The sequence below is a fragment of the Terracoccus sp. 273MFTsu3.1 genome (genome assembly GCF_000383675.1).
GTDB lineage: Bacteria > Actinomycetota > Actinomycetes > Actinomycetales > Dermatophilaceae > Terrabacter.
The window spans coordinates 643,743-662,407 of the sequence record NZ_KB911821.1 but is presented as its reverse complement, the minus strand read 5'-3'; the positions used below and the strand labels follow the sequence as shown (position 1 = coordinate 662,407).

Sequence of the window (18,665 nt, the reverse complement as noted above, 5' to 3'; positions counted from 1 at the left end):
ATACGTCCGGCGCCGTTGGGCCGGAGTTACAGGAGGCGAGGAACAGTGACGAAGGCAGTGGACGCGACACTCAAGGTCGCAGACAAGGAACTCACGTTCCCGGGAGTCGACGCCGTCGAGGGCAACGACGGGCTCGGGGTGGGGTCCCTGCTGAAGGAGACCGGCCTCGTCACCTATGACGTCGGCTTCGTCAACACCGCGTCGTGCAAGAGCGCGATCACCTACATCGACGGCGACGAGGGCATCCTGCGCTACCGCGGGTACCCCATCGCCGAGCTGGCCGAGAAGTCCACGTTCGTCGAGGTCTCCTACCTGCTCATCTACGGCGAGCTGCCCACGCCCGAGGAGCTGACCCGCTTCGAGGACTCGATCCGCCGGCACACGATGCTGCACGAGGACCTCCGCGCGTTCTTCAACGGCTTCCCGCGCGACGCGCACCCGATGCCCGTGCTCAGCTCGGCCGTCTCGGCGCTCGGCACGTTCTACCAGGACAGCCTCGACCCCTTCGACCAGGAGCAGGTCGAGATCTCGACCGTCCGGCTCCTCGCCAAGCTGCCGACCATCGCGGCCATGGCGCACAAGAAGAGCGTCGGCCAGCCGTACATGTACCCCGACAACTCGCTGTCGTTCGTCGAGAACTTCCTGCGGATGACGTTCGGCTACCCCGTCGAGCCCTACGAGGTCGACCCGACCGTCGCCAAGGCCCTCGACCTGCTCTTCATCCTGCACGCCGACCACGAGCAGAACTGCTCGACGTCGACGGTGCGCCTCGTGGGCTCGGCCCACGCGAACCTCTTCAACTCGGTCTCGGCCGGCATCCACGCCCTGTCCGGCCCGCTCCACGGCGGCGCCAACCAGGCGGTCCTCGAGATGCTCGGCAAGCTCCACGAGTCGGGCGACGACCCGAAGAAGTTCATGGAGAAGGTCAAGAACAAGGAGGACGGTGTCCGCCTCATGGGCTTCGGGCACCGCGTCTACAAGAACTACGACCCGCGCGCCGCGATCATCAAGAAGGCCGCGGACGACATCCTCGAGAAGCTCGGCCAGAACGACCCGCTCCTCGAGATCGCCAAGGGCCTCGAGGAGATCGCCCTGGCCGACGACTACTTCGTCGAGCGCAAGCTCTACCCGAACGTCGACTTCTACACCGGCCTCATCTACAAGGCCATGGGCTTCGAGTCGAAGATGTTCACGGTGCTCTTCGCCATCGGCCGTCTCCCGGGCTGGATCGCCCAGTGGCGCGAGATGATGACCGACCCCGAGACGAAGATCGGCCGTCCGCGCCAGATCTACACCGGTGAGGCCCAGCGCAGCTACCCTGCCTGACCCGCCGGCTCGACCGAGATCCACCCGATGCCCCCGCCCCTTCCGGGACGGGGGCATCGGCATGATGGGGCGATGGCCAAGTACCTCGTCAACGACGCGGCCGTCGCCCGGTGCCGCGACCTCATCGACAAGCGGCAGTACGTCCTCGACAGCGACTGGGGCCAGGTCCAGCCGGATGCAGAGGCGCAGAACGCCTACCTCGAGCGGCACTCGTGGGACGAGTACGCCGCGTGGCACCTGGGCCTCACCGAGGGCGCGAACGACGGCACCAAGGCGCGCTACGCCTTCGTCGTCGGCGACTTCCGCCGGGTGCACCGCACGGCGCTCATCGCCTGTGTCTACCGGGCGAGCGAGTGGCGGCACAAGGACGTCGAGCTCGCCGCGCACGACCTGCTCCAGCACCTCGACCACGTGTCCGGCTGACCGCGGGCGCACCCGCCGGGGCGGACCGCGCCCCGCGCACCGCTCACCACGGGGCGTGCGTATGCCGTGGGGCTCAGCCGAGCGTGATCGTGACCGTCGTGCCGTCGGAGCCGGTCGACCAGCCGTCGTTGCCCTTCGCGCGGTCCCAGGTGCGGTCGCCGATGCTGACCGTGCTCGCCCCGTAGATCTCGGCGCGCGCCACGGCCCACTGCGCGACGGCCCAGGCGGTCGTGCGGTCGCGGGCCGTCACGGTGAGCAGGCCCTCGCCGGTTCGGACCGAGGTGACGCCCATCTGCTCGGACAGGTCGGCAGCCACGCGCTGCGGACCGAGGCTGGTCTTCACCGCGTCGAGCCGGCACGTCAGGCCGGCGGGGGAGTGTCCGGTCAGGGTCGAGGCGAGCACCCGGCCCTGGCCCTCGTGGTCGCGGTAGGCCTCGGGGAAGCCGCTCTTCTGGACGCGCTGGGCGATCTTCGTGATGTCGGCGGTCTCGTAGCCCTGGTACTTCTCGAGGGCGTCGTAGAACGCGTTGGTCGCGTGGACGGGGTCGAGGATCTGCTCCTTCGTGCCCCAGCCCTGGCTCGGCCGCTGCTGGAAGAGGCCGAGCGAGTCGCGGTCGCCGTAGCGCAGGTTGCGGATCTTCGACTCCTGGAACGCCGTCGTCAACGCGATCGTGGCCGCACGCGGTGGCATCTCGCGCTTGATCGACAGCGCCGCGACGAGGGCGGCGTTGGCCGTCTGGTCGGGGTCGAACGTCTCGGTGATCCCGCCGGCCTTGATCGTGCACTGCGGGTTGACGACGCTCTGGATGAGGAAGCGGGCGCCGAACCACCCGGCGGTGCCGACGACCGCCAGCACGAGCAGGATCGGCACCCAGCGGGGGCGGCGACGAGCGCGCGGGCGGCCCCTGGAGTCGGCAAGGGTCGGGCCCGGTCGGTTCTTCGGCATGGGGTCCTCAGGTGGTCCGGCTCTGGTCTGAACCGGTGGCGTCGGTCTCGGTCAGTCGTTGGCGTGCAGTGCGGCGTTGAGGGTGATGCCCGTCCCCGCGCGGTCGCGGGCCTCGACGGCACCGCTCACGCTGTTGCGGATGAACAGGATGTTGCTCGACCCCGACAGCTCCTTGGCCTTGACCACGGTGCCGTCGGGCAGGGTCACCTTGGTGCCCGCCGTCACGTAGAGCCCGGCCTCGACCACGCAGTCGTCCCCGAGCGCGATGCCGATGCCGCCGTTGGCTCCGACCAGACAACGCTCGCCGATGCTGACGCGTTCCGTCCCGCCACCGGACAGGGTGCCCATGATCGAGGCACCGGCGCCGATGTCGGACCCATCTCCGACGACGACGCCCTGCACGATGCGGCCCTCGACCATCGAGGTGCCGAGCGTGCCGGCGTTGAAGTTGCAGAAGCCCTCGTGCATGACCGTCGTGCCCGCCGAGAGGTGCGCGCCGAGACGCACCCGGTCGGCGTCGGCGATGCGCACGCCCTGCGGCACGACGAAGTCGGTCATCCGCGGGAACTTGTCGACGCCGTAGACGGCGACGTGCTGGCCTCGGGCCCGCAGCCGCATTCGCGTCGCCTCGAAGCCGTCGACGGCGCACGCACCCGCGCTCGTCCAGACGATGTTCGGCAGCGCGCCGAAGACGCCGTCGAGGTTGATGGTGTTGGGCTGGACGAGGCAGTGCGACAGCAGGTGCAGACGCAGGTAGGCGTCGGGCGCGTCGGCCGGCGGAGCGTCGAGGTCGATCTCGACGAGCCGCACCTCGGTGCGCACGCGACGCGCCTCGTCGGCGCCGACGAGGGCGTCGAGGCCCTCAGGGACCATCGCGTCGGCCGGGCGCTCACCGAGAGCCGGCTGCGGGAACCACGTGTCGAGCACCTGCCCGTCGTCCGTGGTCGTCGTCAGTCCGTGTCCCCATGCGTTGCGCTCCGACATGGCCGCAAGGATATGGGGACGGCCCATACCGGTGGAACACGGACCCGCACCGTGGTCACCGGACGGTGGCGGTCGGACGGTCCCGGGGGCGCCGCGACGAGGTGGCCTCCGGATAACCTTCGCGTATGCCGTCGACCTCACCGTCCGCCGAACCGACCACCGTGCCCGCCGGGACGGGGGCCCGCGCCGCCACCCTCGACCTGTCCGCCGACGTCACGACGCTCACGGCCGCGATCTGCGACATCGAGTCGGTCAGCCAGGACGAGGCGGCCCTCGCCGACGCGATCGAGGCCGCCCTGCGGCCCCTCGCGCACCTCGAGGTCGTCCGCGACGGCAACACCGTCGTCGCCCGAACCTCCCTCGGTCGCTCGGAGCGAGTCGTGCTGGCCGGGCACATCGACACCGTGCCGCTCACCGCCGTGCCCAACCTGCCCACGCGCCGCGTCGACGGCGAGCTGTGGGGTCGGGGCACCGTCGACATGAAGGGCGGTGTCGGGGTCATGCTCCGCATCGCGTCGCAGGTGCCCGAGCCGAGTCGCGACCTGACCTTCCTCTTCTACGAGTGCGAGGAGATCGACGGCACGTACAACGGTCTGGCTCGGCTCGCCGACACCTCGCCCGAGCTGCTGGCCGGCGACTTCGCCGTCCTGCTCGAGCCGACCGACGGCGCCATCGAGGGCGGCTGCAAGGGCACCCTGCGCGCCGAGGTCGTCACCAAGGGAGTCGCCGCCCACTCGGCCCGCCCGTGGAAGGGCCACAACGCCATCCACGACGCCGCCGCCGTGCTCTCGCGGCTGACCGCCTACGAGGCAGAGACGATCACCGTGGACGGGCTCGACTACCACGAGGCCCTGCAGGCCGTCGGGATCAGCGGCGGGATCGCCGGCAACGTCATCCCCGACCGGTGCACCGTCACGGTCAACTACCGCTACGCGCCCGACAAGAACACCGAGGAGGCCTTCGCCCACGTGCGCCAGGTCTTCGACGGCTTCGACGTGACGCTCGGCGACGCGGCCGACGGTGCCCGGCCCGGTCTGCTGCTGCCCGCCGCCAAGGCGTTCATCGATGCGCTCGGCGTCCCCGTCAACCCGAAGGAGGGGTGGACCGACGTCGCGCGCTTCTCGGCGCTCGGCATCCCCGCCGTCAACTTCGGGCCGGGTGACCCCAACCTCGCGCACATGGACGACGAGCGCTGCCCGGTCGAGCAGTACGTCGAGGCCGAGGCCGCCCTGCTGCGCTGGCTCGGCTGACCTCTCCGCATAGGGTGGCGCTGTGACCGACCACCAGCCTGCACCCGTCACCCCGGGGAGCCCGCACGAGGACCGGCGCCAGACCGGTCCGGTGACGCTGCGCCGTCACAAGGTGCCCGTGACGACGACCGACCAGCGACTGCTCGAGGCGCACCAGCCCAACGAGTGGCTGCACGCCGACCCGTGGCGTGTCATGCGCATCCAGTCCGAGTTCGTCGAGGGTTTCGGCACGCTCTCGGAGCTCGGCCCCGCGGCCGCGGTGTTCGGCTCGGCGCGCACGCGACCCGACGACCCGGCATACGCCATCGGGGTCGAGGTGGGCCGCCTGCTGGCGGAAGCGGGCTACGCCGTCATCACCGGCGGTGGGCCGGGCGCGATGGAGGCGGCCAACAAGGGCGCCTTCGAGGCGAAGGGGACGTCGGTCGGGCTCGGCATCGAGCTGCCCTTCGAGACGGGCCTCAACGAGTACGTCGACCTCGGCATCAACTTCCGCTACTTCTTCGCCCGCAAGGTCATGTTCCTCAAGTACTCCCGCGGCTTCATCGTGCTGCCGGGAGGCTTCGGCACGCTCGACGAGCTCTTCGAGGCACTGACCCTCGCGCAGACGCAGAAGGTCACCGAGTTCCCCATCGTGCTCATGGGCGTCGCGTACTGGCAGGGGCTCATCGACTGGCTGCGCGACACGGTGCTCGACCACGGCATGATCAGCCCGGCCGACCTCAAGCGCCTCGTCCTCACGGACGACCCGGACGAGGCCGTCAAGGCGATCCGCACGTACGAGGAGAGGCGCGCGTGAAGTGGTTCATCCTCTTCGTCGGGATCGTCGTCCTGTGCTTCGTCGTCGCGCTCATCCTCGGGCTCGCCGGGGGCGGTCTCGGCCGCAACACGACGAGCCTGAGCCACGAGCCCCTGCCGGACGAGCCCATTCGTGACACCGACTTCGACGACCTCGTCTTCGACGTGGGCGCCCGGGGCTACCGGATGAGCCAGGTCGACGGGGTCGTCGACCGGCTGAGGCGCGAGCTCCGCGAGAAGGACGAGGAGATCGCCGTGCTGCGTGGGGACACCTCGGCCGAGTCCGCGCCCGAGCCCGCCGAGCCCGCCGAGCACGCGGTCGAGCCCGCCGGGCCGGCCGAGCAGGGCGAGCCGGTCGAGCAGGGCGAGCCCGCCGAGGCGTCGACGGAGGGGGTCGAGCCGACGCCCGATCCGGCGGAGCAGTCCGATCCGACGGTCGGCCGCGAACGCACCACATGACCGAGGTGCTCTTGCTGCGTTCGCGCGGCGTCTTCGTCGCCTGGGTGCTCGCGGTCTACGCGCTGGCCCGGGTCGTCACGACGACGATCCTGCTGCTCGTCATGCAGCACCAGGTCCCGTCCGGCATGACCGGCGGCGACGACGTGCCCGTGTCCTACTTCCCGTTCACCGCGCTATGGGACGGCCAGTGGTACCAGACGATCGCCCAGCACGGATACCCCTCGGAGCTTCCCGTCGGCGAGGGCGGCGCCGTCCAGCAGAACCCGTGGGCCTTCTACCCGCTCTTCCCGTTCATGGCCCGCGCCGGCATGGCGCTGACCGGGCTCGACTTCCCAGCGGTGGGCTCGACGATCGCGCTCCTCTGCGGGGCCGGCGCGGCCGTGCTCATGGGACTGCTGCTGCGCGATCGCATCGGCGACCCGGCGGCATACCTCGTCGTCGCCCTGTGGGCGAGCTTCCCCGCGTCGGTGACACTGCAGCTGGCCTACACCGAGTCGCTCGCCATGCTGCTGCTCGTCGGCTACCTCTACGCGCTGGCCAAGGAGCGCTGGCTCGTCGCGACCGCCGTGGCCCTGCTCGTCGGGCTCTCGAGGCCGATCGCCGTACCGTTGGGACTCGTGACGCTCGTCGTGGTCTTCCTGCGCTGGCGGGCACGTCGCGAGCGCCCGATCAGTCGCGGGACGTATGCCGCGATGCTCGCCTCCCTCGTCGGCTGCGGCGTCGCCGGGCTGCTGTGGCCCGCCATCGCGTGGTGGCGCACCGGGGTGCCGTCGGCCTACACCGACACGATGGCGTCGTGGCGTGGCTCGGGCACCGTCGAGCCGTTCACGCCGTGGGTCGGCATGTCGGAGTATGCGTTCGGCGAGACGTGGGGGCCGGTGATGCTCGTCGTCGTGCCGCTCGTCCTCATCGCCATGGTGGCCGGACCGTGGGCCCGCAACCTCGGCGCCGACCTGCGCACGTGGACGCTGGCCTACCCGGCCTACCTCGCGGCGGTGCTCGACCCGTTCACGAGCATATTCCGCTACCTCATCCCGCTCTTCCCGCTCCTCGTCGTCCTGCTCGGGGCAGGTTGGGCCGACCGTCGCGGCAACACGTGGAAGCGGCTGTTGTGGCGCTTCGTCCCGCTCCTCGTGCTCAGCATCGTCGGCCAGTACTACTGGACCGACATCCTGTGGCGCTTCATCCCCCCGAGCGACTACCCGCCGTGATCTGAGACGGTTCGGTTGACCCCGGCTGTGACATCCGCAGCCCGGCTCAACCCGTGGAGCGCGTTGTGCGCGGCACAGCCACGTGGTGCGGCAGATGGTGCTGCATGCGGTGTGATGATCACCCCACCGCTGGCAGCACCATCCCGCTCGTTATGGCTACGTCGGAAGGTGTGCTCTGGCGGCTGCCGGGAACGGGACGGCCTGGCGTGCAACGGCGATGACCGGCGCTCGGGTGCCGGAGCGCCGGGCCGAGGCGTGGGCGTGCTCGATGCGATGCAGCTGCCCCCGCGGGTCTCTGGCGAGAGCGGCTGGTGTCACCCCGACCACGACGACTCGCGCCGCCGACAGGTCCGAACCAGCCACTACCGTCGCATCCCAGTCGAGGCCGCTGGCGTGGAATTCGTGGGACTGCACGAGCACTGCCATGCCTACGTCGTCGAACCACACGTCAGGCGAGGTCAGCGCCGTGCCGTCCGGGCCCGTGAGGAGCGGGTTGGTCATCGGCTCGGGCAGGCTGAGGGAGGTGTGGATGAGCGAGAGCAGGTCGGACTCGGGGACCGACCATGCCCCGGCCGCGGCTTCGCCCAACAACCGCCGCAGCCGCACCGATCCTCGACGTCCTCGGGCGTCGACCCAGTGCTCGAGGTCGTCGAGCCTCACGAACCGGCGCTGCACGGCCTCGATCACGAGGGCCCGGGCGTTCCTCTCGTCGGGAATCTGGGACGCCGCGTCCACGACGGCCCTCGGCAGGCAGCCGACGCGCAGCGGACCACGCTCGACCACCGGTTCGCGGAGCAAGGACGTCGCGCGGACGTCGACCCAGGCGACTCGCCGCGACCGCTGCGGTCTGGGCACCAGCACCCGGATCGGAACGCCCAGAGAGCAGGACGTCAGACCGTGCAAGGCCGCAGCGGTGGTGCCCGCCAACCACGAGTCATCCCCAGCGACGAGCTGCGCGGCCACGAGGCGCTGCTGCGTGGACGGGATTCCCGTCTGCAGGGCGTAGACGCCCGGTAGCAGCAGACGCCAGTCGCGTCCGATCCGCCAGCGCAGGGTCTCGCGCGAGACGCCTGCGGCGAGCAGCTGGTCCCGTGACAGGACGCCGATCTGACGCGCACCCAGAGTCAGGGCCGGTTCGGGTAGATGCATGCAGCGAGCGTGGCCCGTCCATGCCGCTCGTCCCAGCGGATACAACGGGCTGTGGATGAGCCGGTGCCGGGCTGCCGGAGATGTGGACGGCCCGATGCGTGTTCAGGCTGCGGACGGTGTGGCGGATGGTGCTGCACTCCGTGGGGTGATCACCACACCGGCTGCAGCACCATGGGCAGGTTCATGCGGGGACCGGCGTCCGCGCGCGGCGTCTGCGGTCGGTCAGGTGCCGGTGTAGGTGGGCTTCTCCTTGGCGAGGAAGGCGTCGACGGCGGCCCGGTGGTCGCTGCTGCGTCCGGTGAGGGCCATCAGCTCGGCCTCGTGGGCCAGGGCGGCGGGCAGGCCGGCGCCGGCCGAGTAGGCGACGGCCCGCCGGATCGAGCCGTAGGCCAGCGTCGGGCCGTCGGCGAGCGTCCGGGCCAGCTCCGTCACCGTCGCCTCGAGCTCGTCGGCGGGCACGACCTTCGTGACGAGCCCCATCGCCAGCGCCTCCGCCGCCGACACCGTGCGCGGCAGGAGCAGCAGCTCCTTGGCGCGGGCCGGCCCGACGAGGCGGGGCAGCGTCCACGAGGCCCCCGAGTCGCACGAGAGCGCGATGCCCGCGAAGGACGTGTTGAGCCCGGCCTGCTCCGAGGCGACCCGGAAGTCGCACGCCAGCGCGAAGCTCATCCCCGCCCCGGCCGCCACCCCGTTGAGGGCCGCGACGACGGGCTTGTTCATCGTCGACAGCGCGATGACGATCGGGTTGTAGTGGTCGGTCACCGTCGTCTCGAGCGTCGACGTCGGGTCGCCGAGGCTGCGGACGTGCTCCTTGAGGTCCTGCCCGACGCAGAAGGCCCGCCCGGTCCCCGTGAGCACGACGCACCGCACGGCGGGGTCCTCGCCGACCTCGCGGAGAGCCGCCACGAGGGCGTCCTTGAGGGCGTTGTCGAGGCTGTTCATGGCGTCCGGACGGTTGAGCCGGAGCCAGGCGATGCCGTCGGCGACCTCGACGAGCAGGGGCTCGGGGGCGGGCGTGGAGGGGGAGTCGGACGTCTGCGTCATGGGCGCCACTCTGTCCCAATCCGTCCCGAGGCGGAAGCGTGACGAGCCCCGGAGGGCCCGGACGTGCCCTCTGTCACATCCCCAATTAGGTCTCGCAAACGAGACACGGAATAATGGGGCCAAAGACCGAGGATTCCTAGGGAAGGGGAACCATGGCAGCAATGAAGCCGAGGACCGGCGATGGCCCGCTCGAGGTCGTCAAGGAGGGCCGCGGCATCGTGCTGCGGATGCCCCTTGAGGGCGGCGGGCGTCTCGTCGTCGAGATGACCCCCGACGAGGCTGCAGCTCTGCGTGACGCGATCCAGGGTTGTGACGGCGTCAACTGACCCTTCCGCCTGATCCAGGTTCGACGGCCCCTGACCTCACGGTCGGGGGCCGTTTCGCATGCCCGCCCCGGGCGAAGGACGGCGTATGCCGTCCGGCCGGACGGCATACGTGCCCTCAGCGCTTGACGGCCACGAGCAGGCCCTCGCCCACCGGCAGCAGCGACACGGTGAACTGGTCGTGCTCGCGGATCGTGCGTCCGACCTCGCGGAGGGTCCGAGTCTCGGCGTCCCGGTTGGCGGGGTCGGACTCCTTGTCGGTCCACGTCATGACGAGGGTGCCGCCGGAGCGCAGCAGGCGGGTGGCCTGCGTGAGGTAGTCGGGGTACTCCTCCTTGTCGGCGTCGACGACGACGAGGTCGTACGCGCCGTCGGTCATCCGGGGGAGCACCTCGAGGGCGCGGCCGGCGATGCAACGCGTGCGCTGGTGGGCGATGCCCGCTGCGGCGAAGGCGTCGCGGGCGGCCCGCTGGTGCTCGGTCTCGAGGTCGATCGTCGTGAGGATGCCGTCGGCGGGCATCCCGCCGAGCAGCCAGAGACCCGAGGCGCCTGCGCCGGTGCCGATCTCCATGACGGCCTTGGCCCCGGTGGCGGCAGCAAGCATCTGGAGCACGGCCCCGACGCCGTTGCCGACGGCCGGCGCCCCGAGCTCCTCACCGCGGTGGGTCGCCTCCTCGACGTGCTCGCTCGGGGTGACGAACTCCTCGGCGTGCGACCATGCGGCGACCTTCTGGGTGCTCATGTTCGTCACCCTACTGTGACGTGCCGGACCGATTCGGCACCCCGTCGCACTGAAGCGGGTAAGGATCAGGTCATGGACGAACAGGACAGGCCGACCGCGGAACACCTGCGTCCGGACGGCGTCGACGATGCCACGGTCGAGGCCCTCGGCAAGCTGTCCGAGGCGCTCGAGGTCGTCGAGGACGCCCGCGGACACCTCTACGGCTTCCACCGGCTCACCGGGATGGCGGACCTCGCCCTGGGCGAGGCCGTCGACCTCTTCCGCGAGGCCGGGCACCCCGAGCTCGCCGACCGGCTCCAGACCGAGCTCGTCGGGCGCAACGTCGTGCAGGGACGGTGGACCTTCCAGATCGTCGAGGAGTACGACGACGGCTACTACGCGACCTTCAAGGAACTCGAGAAGACGGCCCGCGACGACCTCGTCGGTGGTCGGCGCCACCTCTTCGAGGCCGAGATGAAGGAGGACCGGCGCACGCACGGGCGGGCCCACCACGAGGCGGTCCCGCACGACGGCAGCGAGCAGTCCCGCTGACCGGCCCGGCCACTGCCCCACGGCTCCGTCCACAGCAGAACCACAGGTTCTGGCTGGCGGCCGGACAGGGCAATCCGAGACGATCGACGGGAACGAAACGAGATCTGACGGCGTTCTTGTCGTTGACCCCTCTCCGTGAAAGGCCCAGCCCCCTGTGAGCACCAGCGTGACGTCCACCTCTCCCACCTCGGTGGAGCAGGCCGACTCGACGTGGACTCCTCCCACGTGGGAGGAGATCGTCGAGCAGCACTCGGCGCGCGTCTACCGCCTGGCCTACCGCCTCACGGGCAACCCGCACGACGCCGAGGACCTGACGCACGACGTCTTCGTCCGCGTCTTCCGGTCGCTGCACTCCTACCAGCCGGGCACCTTCGAGGGCTGGCTGCACCGCATCACGACGAACGTCTTCCTCGACAAGATGCGTCGCAAGCAGCGCATCCGCTTCGACGCCCTGCCCGACGACGCCGCCGGTCGGCTCCCGAGCACCGAGAAGGGGCCGGAGCAGACCTACCACGACGCCCGGTTCGACGACGACGTGCAGCGTGCGCTCGACGCCCTGGCGCCGGAGTTCCGCGCGGCCGTCGTCCTGTGCGACATCGAGGGCCTCAGCTACGAGGAGATCAGCGCGACGCTCGGCGTCAAGCTCGGCACCGTCCGCTCGCGCATCCACCGTGGCCGCGCCCAGCTGCGCGAGGCGCTCGCGCACCGCGCCCCCGAGGTGGCCGCCGCCGCCCGTCCTGCCAAGCCCGAGTCGCGCGCCGCTCGCGCCGGCCTGCGCCTTCCCGGCCGCCGAGTCGCGGCGAGCTCGCGCTGATGGGCCGGAGGTGATGTCGTGACGCCGCACCTCAAGGGATACGTCCGCGCCTACGTCGACCGCGCCCTGCCGCCGGCGATGCTGCACCTCTACGACAAGCACCTCGTGTGCTGCACCGTCTGCCGCGCCGCCGCCGACCAGGAGCGACGCATCGTCGCGTCGCTGCGCTCCGACACCGGCGTCCCGATGAGCCTGCGCACCTCCCTCATGGGTCTCGGTGCCGCTCCGTCGGGCGAGCCCCAGCCCGCACCCGCTCCCTCGCGAGAGACCAGGGCCCCGCGCATCCCGCTGCCGCCCGTCGGCTTCCGTATGCCGTCGACGCCGTCCTACGAGCCCGTGCCCACCGTCCGTCCCACCGCTCCTGCCCTGCACCGCTCGCCGATGCGTGCTGCGGTGGTGGCCTCGATCGCGGCCGGCGCGTCGGTCGCTGCCGCGTGGGGGCTCGCGATCGCCCCGGTGCCCGGCTCGCGCACTCCTTCGGTCCGCGGCCCCGTCGCGAACTTCGGGCCCGGTCCCGTCAGTGCCGTGAACTTCGGCGGCGCCGTGCTCCCCGGCAACAGGATCACGCCCGTCACGCGTCAGGTGCAGGGTCTCGGTGACGTCGGCTCCGGCAACGTCCCGTACTGGGTCGTCACGACCCGCACGTCGGCCCGCACCGCGGCGCTGACGGTCGGCCCGACCTCGGCTCTCGTGGCCCCGGTTCGGGTCACCAACGTCCGTTCGGCACAATCAGGGCCATGAGCGACGAGTCGACGACGCCGGACCCCGATCCGACGGCAGCTCCCGAGCCCCGCGAGCTCGCTCAGGCCCCCGGCACCGCCGGCGAGCCGGAGGTGGAGCAGACCGGCATCATCGACCTGCACGACACCCGGGCCATCCCGTCCGCGTCGCCGACGACCACGGCCCCCGTCCCGTCCGCGACGGAGGCCCAGCCTCCGGTCAGCGCTTCCGGCGCCCGTCCCGCCGACACGGGTGACGACGCCTGGTTCGACGTCTTCGGAGCCGAGCACCCGACCGAGGGCGCAGGTGTCCCGGCACGGGCGGATGCCGCCTGGGGCAGCGACCGTGCCGACTCCCTCGCCGAGGAGGCTCACCGCTCGGCCTACGCCCCGCCGACCCCCGCCCCCGACCCGTCTGCGACCGGGCCCGGTGGGTCCACCCACCCGGGCGAGGGAGTGGCCGGCGCCGCCGCGGCAGCTGGCGGGACGGCATACCTCGGCTCCGTGCCCCACGCACCCGCGGGGGGCGACCCTGCGTTCGGGAGCGGGCCGCTGACGCCCGGGGGCGTCGCGCTCACCGACCCGCCGGCGACGTCCGCCCGCCGCGGCCGCGGCAAGGTGGTCGCTGCCGTCGTCGGCCTCTGTCTGCTCTCCGGCGTCATCGGTGGCATCGCGAGCCAGGTCGCCGAGGACCGCATCAACCTCGCCGGGACGACCCTGCCCGAGCCCGGACCGGGCGCGACGCAGCGACCGGCGGGATCGGTCGCCAACATCGCCGCCGTCGCCCTGCCGAGCGTGGTGACCATCAAGGTCGACGCCGGCAGCGAGGGATCGGCGACCGGATCCGGCTTCGTCATCGACGCCAAGGGTCACGTCCTGACGAACAACCACGTCGTCGAGCCCGGCGTCAACGGCGACATCGAGATCGTCCTCAGCAACGGCGACACCGAGAAGGCGACGATCGTCGGGCGCGATGCGAGCTACGACCTCGCCGTGCTCAAGATCAACCGCACCGACCTCAAGCCCCTGACGCTCGGGGCGTCCGACAAGGTCGTCGTCGGCGACCAGGTCATCGCGGTCGGTGCGCCGCTCGGCCTCGACCAGACCGTCACGACGGGCATCGTCAGCGCGCTCAACCGCCCCGTGACGCCGGGAGATGGCACGGAGTCCTCCTACATCAACGCCATCCAGACGGACGCGGCGATCAACCCCGGCAACTCCGGCGGCCCGCTGCTCGACATGACGGGCAAGGTCATCGGCGTCAACAGCGCCATCGCCCGCGTGCCGGGGACGAGCGGCTCCACCGGCGGCAGCATCGGGCTCGGCTTCGCCATCCCGAGCGACCAGGCCCGGCGCACCGCCGACCAGCTCATCGCGACGGGCAAGGCCACCCACCCGGTCATCGGGGTGAACCTCGACCGAACCTTCGTCGGTGAAGGGGCCAAGGTCCGCGGCGAGTCCAACGCCGTCACGGCCGGCGGGCCGGCGGCCAAGGCCGGCGTCAAGCCGGGTGATGTCATCACCGGCTTCGAGGGCAAGCGGGTCCGCAACAACGACCAGCTCATCGTCTCGATCCGCGCGCGGGCCATCGGTGACACGGTGACGCTCAAGGTCGAGCGCGGCGGCCAGGAGCTCGAGCTCCGGATGACGCTCGAAGCGGATCCGGCCAACTAGCTCCCCGGTCGCCACCGTAGGATGGCGCAGCCGGTACGCGTGGAAGCGAGGGACTGTGTTCGACATCAACGGGTGGGAGCTGCTCCTGCTCGGTCTGCTCGCGATCCTCATCCTGGGTCCGGAGCGCCTGCCCGAGTACGCCGCCAAGTTCGGCAAGTTCGTCCGCCAGGCTCGCGGCATGGCCGACCGGGCCAAGCAGCAGCTCAAGGACGAGATGGGGCCGGAGTTCTCCGACGTCGACTGGCGGGCCTACGACCCGCGCCAGTACGACCCGCGCAAGATCGTGCGGGACGCGCTCTCCGCGCCACCTGACGAGGACGACCAGCCGTCGCCCGTCGTCGACAAGCCCGTGAGCACGCCGCGCGGCCACGACCCGTCGGTCCCGACGCCCTGGGACAGCGAAGCGACGTGAATCTCTGACCCAGAGGTATCTCTGTCGGCGGTCGGGGTTATCGTCACTCCTTGATGCCTGCTGATCCTGCCTCTCAACCGCCCGCCTCCGTCCGGTCCCTCTGGCGCCTGCGCGGCTACCTGCGCCCGCACCGCTGGGCCCTCGTCGTCATGTTCGCCGCGTCGCTCGCCGGCGTCGGCCTCTCCATCGCCATCCCGCTCGTGACGCGAGCCATCATCGACGGGCCGATCACGCGGCACGAGCTCGCGCCGGTGCTGCCTCTCGGCCTGCTCGCCCTCGGCCTCGGGGTGCTCGAGGCCGTCCTCATCTTCGTGCGGCGGTGGGTCCAGTCCAACGCCGTGCTCGGGCTCGAGACGGAGCTGCGCCGCGACCTCTACGAGCGCCTCCAGGCGCTGCCGATGAGCTTCCACACCCGGTGGCAGTCGGGGCAGCTGCTCTCCCGCGCGACGACCGACCTCTCGGCCATCCGTCGGTTCAGCGGGTTCGGCCTGCTCTTCCTCGTCGTCAACGTCCTGCAGGTCACGGCCGTCACGATCGTGCTCCTGACGATGTACTGGCCGCTCGGGCTCGTCGTCGCCGCGACGGCGGCGCCGATCATCTGGCTCTCGATGCGCTTCGAGAAGGCCTACGTCGTCGTCTCCCGTCGCGTCCAGGACCAGCAGGGCGACCTCGCGACGCAGGCGGAGGAGGGCGCGGTCGGCATCCGCGTCATCAAGTCGTTCGGTCGCAGCGACCACATGGCCCGGCGCTACGACGACGCAGCGCTCGAGCTGCGCGCGACGAGCCTCGCCAAGGTCCGCCTGTCGGCGAAGTTCTGGACCTTCCTCGAGGTCATCCCCAACCTCGCCGTGGTCGTCGTGCTCCTGCTCGGCGCCATCGGCGTCGGCCACGGTGACCTGACGCCGGGCGAGCTCGTCGCGTTCATCACCCTGATGCTCTCGCTCGTGTGGCCCGTGTCCTCCCTCGGCGTCATCCTCGCGATGGCGCAGGAGGCGATGACCGCGGCCGCGCGCGTCCTCGAGATCTTCGACACCGAGCCCGACATCGTCTCGGGCCCGCACGAGGTCGCTGCGCGCCGCGGGCACCTGCGCTTCGAGCACGTCGACTTCGCCTTCCCCGACGCGCCCGACCAGCCCGTGCTGCGCGACGTCAACCTCGACGTCGCGCCCGGCGAGACCCTCGCGCTCGTCGGCGCCACCGGCTCGGGCAAGACCGCCCTCACCGCGCTCGTCCCACGCCTGTTCGACGTCTGCGGAGGGCGCATCACCATCGACGGCGTCGACGTGCGCGACCTCGACCTCGCCGCGCTGCGCAGCCTCGTCGCGACCGCCTTCGAGGAGCCGACGCTCTTCTCGATGAGCGCTCGCGAGAACGTCACCCTCGGCCGTGCCGACGCCCCCGACGACGACGTGCTCGCGGCCCTCGAGATCGCCCAGGCCGGCTTCGTCCACGACCTCCCCTGGGGCCTCGACACCCGCATCGGCGAGCAGGGGCTGTCGCTCTCCGGCGGTCAGCGACAGCGGCTCGCCCTGGCCCGAGCCGTGCTCTCGCGCCCTGCCGTCCTCGTCCTCGACGACACCCTCTCCGCCCTCGACGTGCACACCGAGAAGCTCGTCGAGGAGGCGCTCTCGCGGGTGCTGTCCGAGACCACCGGTCTCGTCGTGGCCCACCGTGCGTCGACCGTCATGCTCGCCGACCGGGTCGCCCTTCTCGAGCACGGCACCATCACCCACGTCGGCACCCATCGCGAGCTGCTCGATGGCGTGCCGGCCTACCGCGAGCTGCTCGCGGCCGACGCCTTCGACGAGACGGACGCGCCCGGCTCCGACGACCACGCCCGCGACGCGAACGAGGAGGTGCGGGCATGACCGCCCCGACCCAGCAGTGGCGCGGCGTCGCCGCCGACGACATCGACGGTGAGCTGTCGGCCGAGACCTCGGCCCGGCTCGCCGGCCGCTCCCGGCGGCTGCTGCGCGACGTGCTCCGGCCCTGGCGCCGGGCGCTCTGGTGGCTCATGGTCGTCGTCGTCATCGAGAACGCCGCGCGCCTGTCGATCCCGTACCTCGTCAAGGAGGGCATCGACACCGGCATCCCGCCGATCCGGGAGTCGGGCGACCTCGGCCCGCTCCTGCTCGTCGTCGGGCTCGTCCTCGTCGCGACGATCACCCAGGCCGTCTCGCGCAACCTCTTCCTCGTCCGGTCCGGCCTCATCGGCCAGGACATCCTCCTGTCGATCCGGCGACGGGTCTTCCGCCACTTCCAGCACCTGAGCCCGGCCTTCCACGACCGCTACACGTCCGGGCGCGTCATCTCCCGGCAGACCTCCGACGTCGACGCCATCTACGAGATGCTCGAGACCGGGTTCGACGGGCTCGTCACGGCGGCGCTGACCCTCGTGGGCACGTCGGTGCTGCTCCTCGTCCTCGACGTCAAGCTCGGCCTCGTGGCGCTGCTCTGCGGCCCCGCCCTCGCGCTGCTCACCAACTGGTTCCGCAAGGAGTCGGCCAAGAGCTACCGCGCCACCCGCGAGAAGGTCGCCCTCGTCATCGTCCACTTCGTCGAGTCGATGAACGGCATCCGGGCCGTGCAGGCCTTCCGTCGCGAACCGCGCAACCAGGCGATCTTCGAGGACGTCAACGACCAGTACCGCCGCGCCAACCTCGTGGCCTTCCGACTCGTCGCGTGGTTCATGCCGGCGATCCGCCTCATCGGCAACGTCACGATCGCCGTCGTCCTGCTCTACGGCGGCTACCTCGCCTACCACGGCGAGGTCACCGTCGGCGTGCTCGCGGCCTTCCTGCTCTACCTGCGGCAGTTCTTCGAGCCGATGATGGAGATCTCGCAGTTCTACAACACCTTCCAGTCGGCCTCGGCCGCTCTCGAGAAGCTCTCCGGCGTGCTCGAGGAGGTGCCCGACGTCCCCGTGCCGTCCGACCCGTTGCCTCTCGAGGCGCCCCGCGGCGAGGTCCGGTTCGACGACGTGCGGTTCGAGTACGTCGCGGGCACCGCGGTGCTTCCCGGCCTCGACCTGACGGTGCCGGCCGGGCAGACGGTCGCGCTCGTCGGCACGACCGGCGCGGGCAAGACCACCATCGCCAAGCTCGCCACCCGCTTCTACGACCCGACCTCCGGCACGGTGAGCCTCGACGGGGTCGACCTCACCCGCCTCGCGTCCGACGACCTGCACCGCGCCGTCGTCATGGTGACGCAGGAGAACTACCTCTTCAGCGGCACCGTCGCCGACAACATCCGCTTCGGCCGGCCCGATGCCACCGACGCCGAGGTCGAGGCGGCGGCCCGCTCGCTCGGCGCGCACGAGTTCATCGCGGAGCTGCCGCAGGGGTATGCCACGCCGGTGTCCAACCGGGGTGGGCTGCTGAGCGCCGGTCAACGCCAGCTCGTCGCCTTCGCGCGGGCCTTCCTCGCCGATCCCGCGGTGCTCATCCTCGACGAGGCGACGTCGTCACTCGACGTCCCCTCGGAGCGGCTCGTGCAGCAGGCGCTCGGGACGATCCTCGCCGGGCGCACCGCCATCGTCATCGCGCACCGACTCTCGACGGTCGAGATCGCCGACCGGGTGCTCGTGCTCGAGCACGGCCGTATCGTCGAGGACGGCGCGCCGGGCGACCTCGTCGCGGCCGGCGACGGCCGCTACTCGGACCTGCACCGAGCCTGGGTCGACTCGCTCGCCTGACCCGAGTCAGCCGCCCACGAACCCGCCCGTCGCCGCGTCCCCGGGCGAGCACCTCGTCGAACGCCGCGTTCGGTCGCGAGCTCCCTGGTCGAGCAGCGCCTTCGCCACCGAACGCGGCGTTCGACGGCGAAGCGAGGGGGCCGGGGGTCGTCCGGTCTCTGGTTGTCAG

19 protein-coding genes are annotated in these 18,665 nt (G+C 71.3%); 14 read left to right on the top strand and 5 right to left on the bottom strand.

Annotation, left to right across the window (positions count from 1 at the left end):
• Positions 1 to 45 precede the first annotated feature (45 nt).
• Both H283_RS0108690 and H283_RS0108685 read left to right on the top strand, forming a co-directional pair.
• Positions 46 to 1,326: a citrate synthase gene (locus H283_RS0108690; RefSeq protein WP_081633811.1), complete on the top strand. Its 1,281-nt coding sequence runs from the start codon at positions 46 to 48 to the stop codon at positions 1,324 to 1,326.
• A gap of 72 nt (positions 1,327 to 1,398) precedes the next feature.
• A complete protein-coding gene (locus tag H283_RS0108685) occupies positions 1,399 to 1,749 on the top strand; it encodes a hypothetical protein (RefSeq protein ID WP_020143130.1) in 351 nt (116 codons plus the stop codon).
• 73 nt (positions 1,750 to 1,822) lie between these two features.
• Here the strand turns inward: H283_RS0108685 and H283_RS0108680 are convergent, their stop codons facing one another.
• The gene (locus tag H283_RS0108680; RefSeq protein ID WP_051103568.1) at positions 1,823 to 2,695 is read right to left on the bottom strand and encodes a hypothetical protein; all 873 of its coding nucleotides are present in this window, start codon (positions 2,693 to 2,695) and stop codon (positions 1,823 to 1,825) included.
• A 51-nt stretch (positions 2,696 to 2,746) separates the two neighbouring features.
• Positions 2,747 to 3,679 (bottom strand): 2,3,4,5-tetrahydropyridine-2,6-dicarboxylate N-succinyltransferase, encoded by a 933-nt coding sequence (gene dapD / locus H283_RS0108675; protein WP_020143128.1) that lies wholly within the window; start codon positions 3,677 to 3,679, stop codon positions 2,747 to 2,749.
• Positions 3,680 to 3,804: 125 nt separating this feature from the next.
• On the opposite strand from dapD, the gene dapE reads away from it, so the two are divergent.
• The 4 genes from dapE to H283_RS0108655 are packed head-to-tail and all read left to right on the top strand — an operon-like array spanning position 3,805 to position 7,394.
• On the top strand, positions 3,805 to 4,929 hold the full coding sequence (gene dapE, locus H283_RS0108670; protein WP_020143127.1) for a succinyl-diaminopimelate desuccinylase: 1,125 nt from the start codon (positions 3,805 to 3,807) through the stop codon (positions 4,927 to 4,929).
• Positions 4,930 to 4,951: 22 nt separating this feature from the next.
• Complete coding sequence (locus H283_RS0108665) at positions 4,952 to 5,725, top strand: TIGR00730 family Rossman fold protein (protein ID WP_020143126.1); 774 nt, start codon at positions 4,952 to 4,954, stop codon at positions 5,723 to 5,725.
• Positions 5,722 to 6,183: a hypothetical protein gene (locus H283_RS0108660; RefSeq protein WP_020143125.1), complete on the top strand. Its 462-nt coding sequence runs from the start codon at positions 5,722 to 5,724 to the stop codon at positions 6,181 to 6,183. The genes H283_RS0108665 and H283_RS0108660 overlap by 4 nt, the downstream gene beginning before the upstream one ends.
• Positions 6,180 to 7,394: a hypothetical protein gene (locus H283_RS0108655; RefSeq protein WP_020143124.1), complete on the top strand. Its 1,215-nt coding sequence runs from the start codon at positions 6,180 to 6,182 to the stop codon at positions 7,392 to 7,394. The genes H283_RS0108660 and H283_RS0108655 overlap by 4 nt, the downstream gene beginning before the upstream one ends.
• A gap of 156 nt (positions 7,395 to 7,550) precedes the next feature.
• Here H283_RS0108655 and H283_RS0108650 read toward each other — a convergent pair whose 3' ends face one another.
• Both H283_RS0108650 and H283_RS0108645 read right to left on the bottom strand, forming a co-directional pair.
• Positions 7,551 to 8,543 (bottom strand): hypothetical protein, encoded by a 993-nt coding sequence (locus H283_RS0108650; RefSeq protein ID WP_020143123.1) that lies wholly within the window; start codon positions 8,541 to 8,543, stop codon positions 7,551 to 7,553.
• 222 nt (positions 8,544 to 8,765) lie between these two features.
• The gene (locus H283_RS0108645) at positions 8,766 to 9,587 is read right to left on the bottom strand and encodes an enoyl-CoA hydratase/isomerase family protein (protein ID WP_020143122.1); all 822 of its coding nucleotides are present in this window, start codon (positions 9,585 to 9,587) and stop codon (positions 8,766 to 8,768) included.
• Positions 9,588 to 9,739: 152 nt separating this feature from the next.
• Here H283_RS0108645 and H283_RS27150 point away from each other — a divergent pair, with 152 nt between their 5' ends.
• A complete protein-coding gene (locus H283_RS27150) occupies positions 9,740 to 9,913 on the top strand; it encodes a DUF3117 domain-containing protein (RefSeq protein ID WP_013493416.1) in 174 nt (57 codons plus the stop codon).
• Positions 9,914 to 10,028: 115 nt separating this feature from the next.
• Here the strand turns inward: H283_RS27150 and H283_RS0108635 are convergent, their stop codons facing one another.
• The gene (locus H283_RS0108635; protein ID WP_028785438.1) at positions 10,029 to 10,652 is read right to left on the bottom strand and encodes an O-methyltransferase; all 624 of its coding nucleotides are present in this window, start codon (positions 10,650 to 10,652) and stop codon (positions 10,029 to 10,031) included.
• A 72-nt stretch (positions 10,653 to 10,724) separates the two neighbouring features.
• On the opposite strand from H283_RS0108635, the gene H283_RS0108630 reads away from it, so the two are divergent.
• From H283_RS0108630 to H283_RS0108600, 7 genes are all read left to right on the top strand, one after another.
• Positions 10,725 to 11,183: a hypothetical protein gene (locus tag H283_RS0108630; RefSeq protein ID WP_020143119.1), complete on the top strand. Its 459-nt coding sequence runs from the start codon at positions 10,725 to 10,727 to the stop codon at positions 11,181 to 11,183.
• A gap of 166 nt (positions 11,184 to 11,349) precedes the next feature.
• Positions 11,350 to 11,997 carry an RNA polymerase sigma factor SigE gene (sigE, locus tag H283_RS0108625; RefSeq protein ID WP_156023056.1) on the top strand — a complete coding sequence of 216 codons (648 nt, stop codon included), beginning with the start codon at positions 11,350 to 11,352 and terminating at the stop codon, positions 11,995 to 11,997.
• 18 nt (positions 11,998 to 12,015) lie between these two features.
• Positions 12,016 to 12,738, top strand: a complete 723-nt coding sequence (locus tag H283_RS0108620; protein WP_028785437.1) for a hypothetical protein — start codon at positions 12,016 to 12,018, stop codon at positions 12,736 to 12,738.
• On the top strand, positions 12,735 to 14,390 hold the full coding sequence (locus H283_RS0108615; protein ID WP_020143117.1) for a S1C family serine protease: 1,656 nt from the start codon (positions 12,735 to 12,737) through the stop codon (positions 14,388 to 14,390). The genes H283_RS0108620 and H283_RS0108615 overlap by 4 nt, the downstream gene beginning before the upstream one ends.
• 55 nt (positions 14,391 to 14,445) lie before the next feature.
• A complete protein-coding gene (locus tag H283_RS0108610; RefSeq protein WP_020143116.1) occupies positions 14,446 to 14,802 on the top strand; it encodes a twin-arginine translocase TatA/TatE family subunit in 357 nt (118 codons plus the stop codon).
• Positions 14,803 to 14,855: 53 nt separating this feature from the next.
• Positions 14,856 to 16,670, top strand: a complete 1,815-nt coding sequence (locus H283_RS0108605) for an ABC transporter ATP-binding protein (protein WP_020143115.1) — start codon at positions 14,856 to 14,858, stop codon at positions 16,668 to 16,670.
• Positions 16,667 to 18,496 (top strand): ABC transporter ATP-binding protein, encoded by a 1,830-nt coding sequence (locus H283_RS0108600; RefSeq protein ID WP_020143114.1) that lies wholly within the window; start codon positions 16,667 to 16,669, stop codon positions 18,494 to 18,496. Before H283_RS0108605 ends, H283_RS0108600 begins: the two co-directional genes overlap by 4 nt.
• Positions 18,497 to 18,665: the final 169 nt, after the last annotated feature.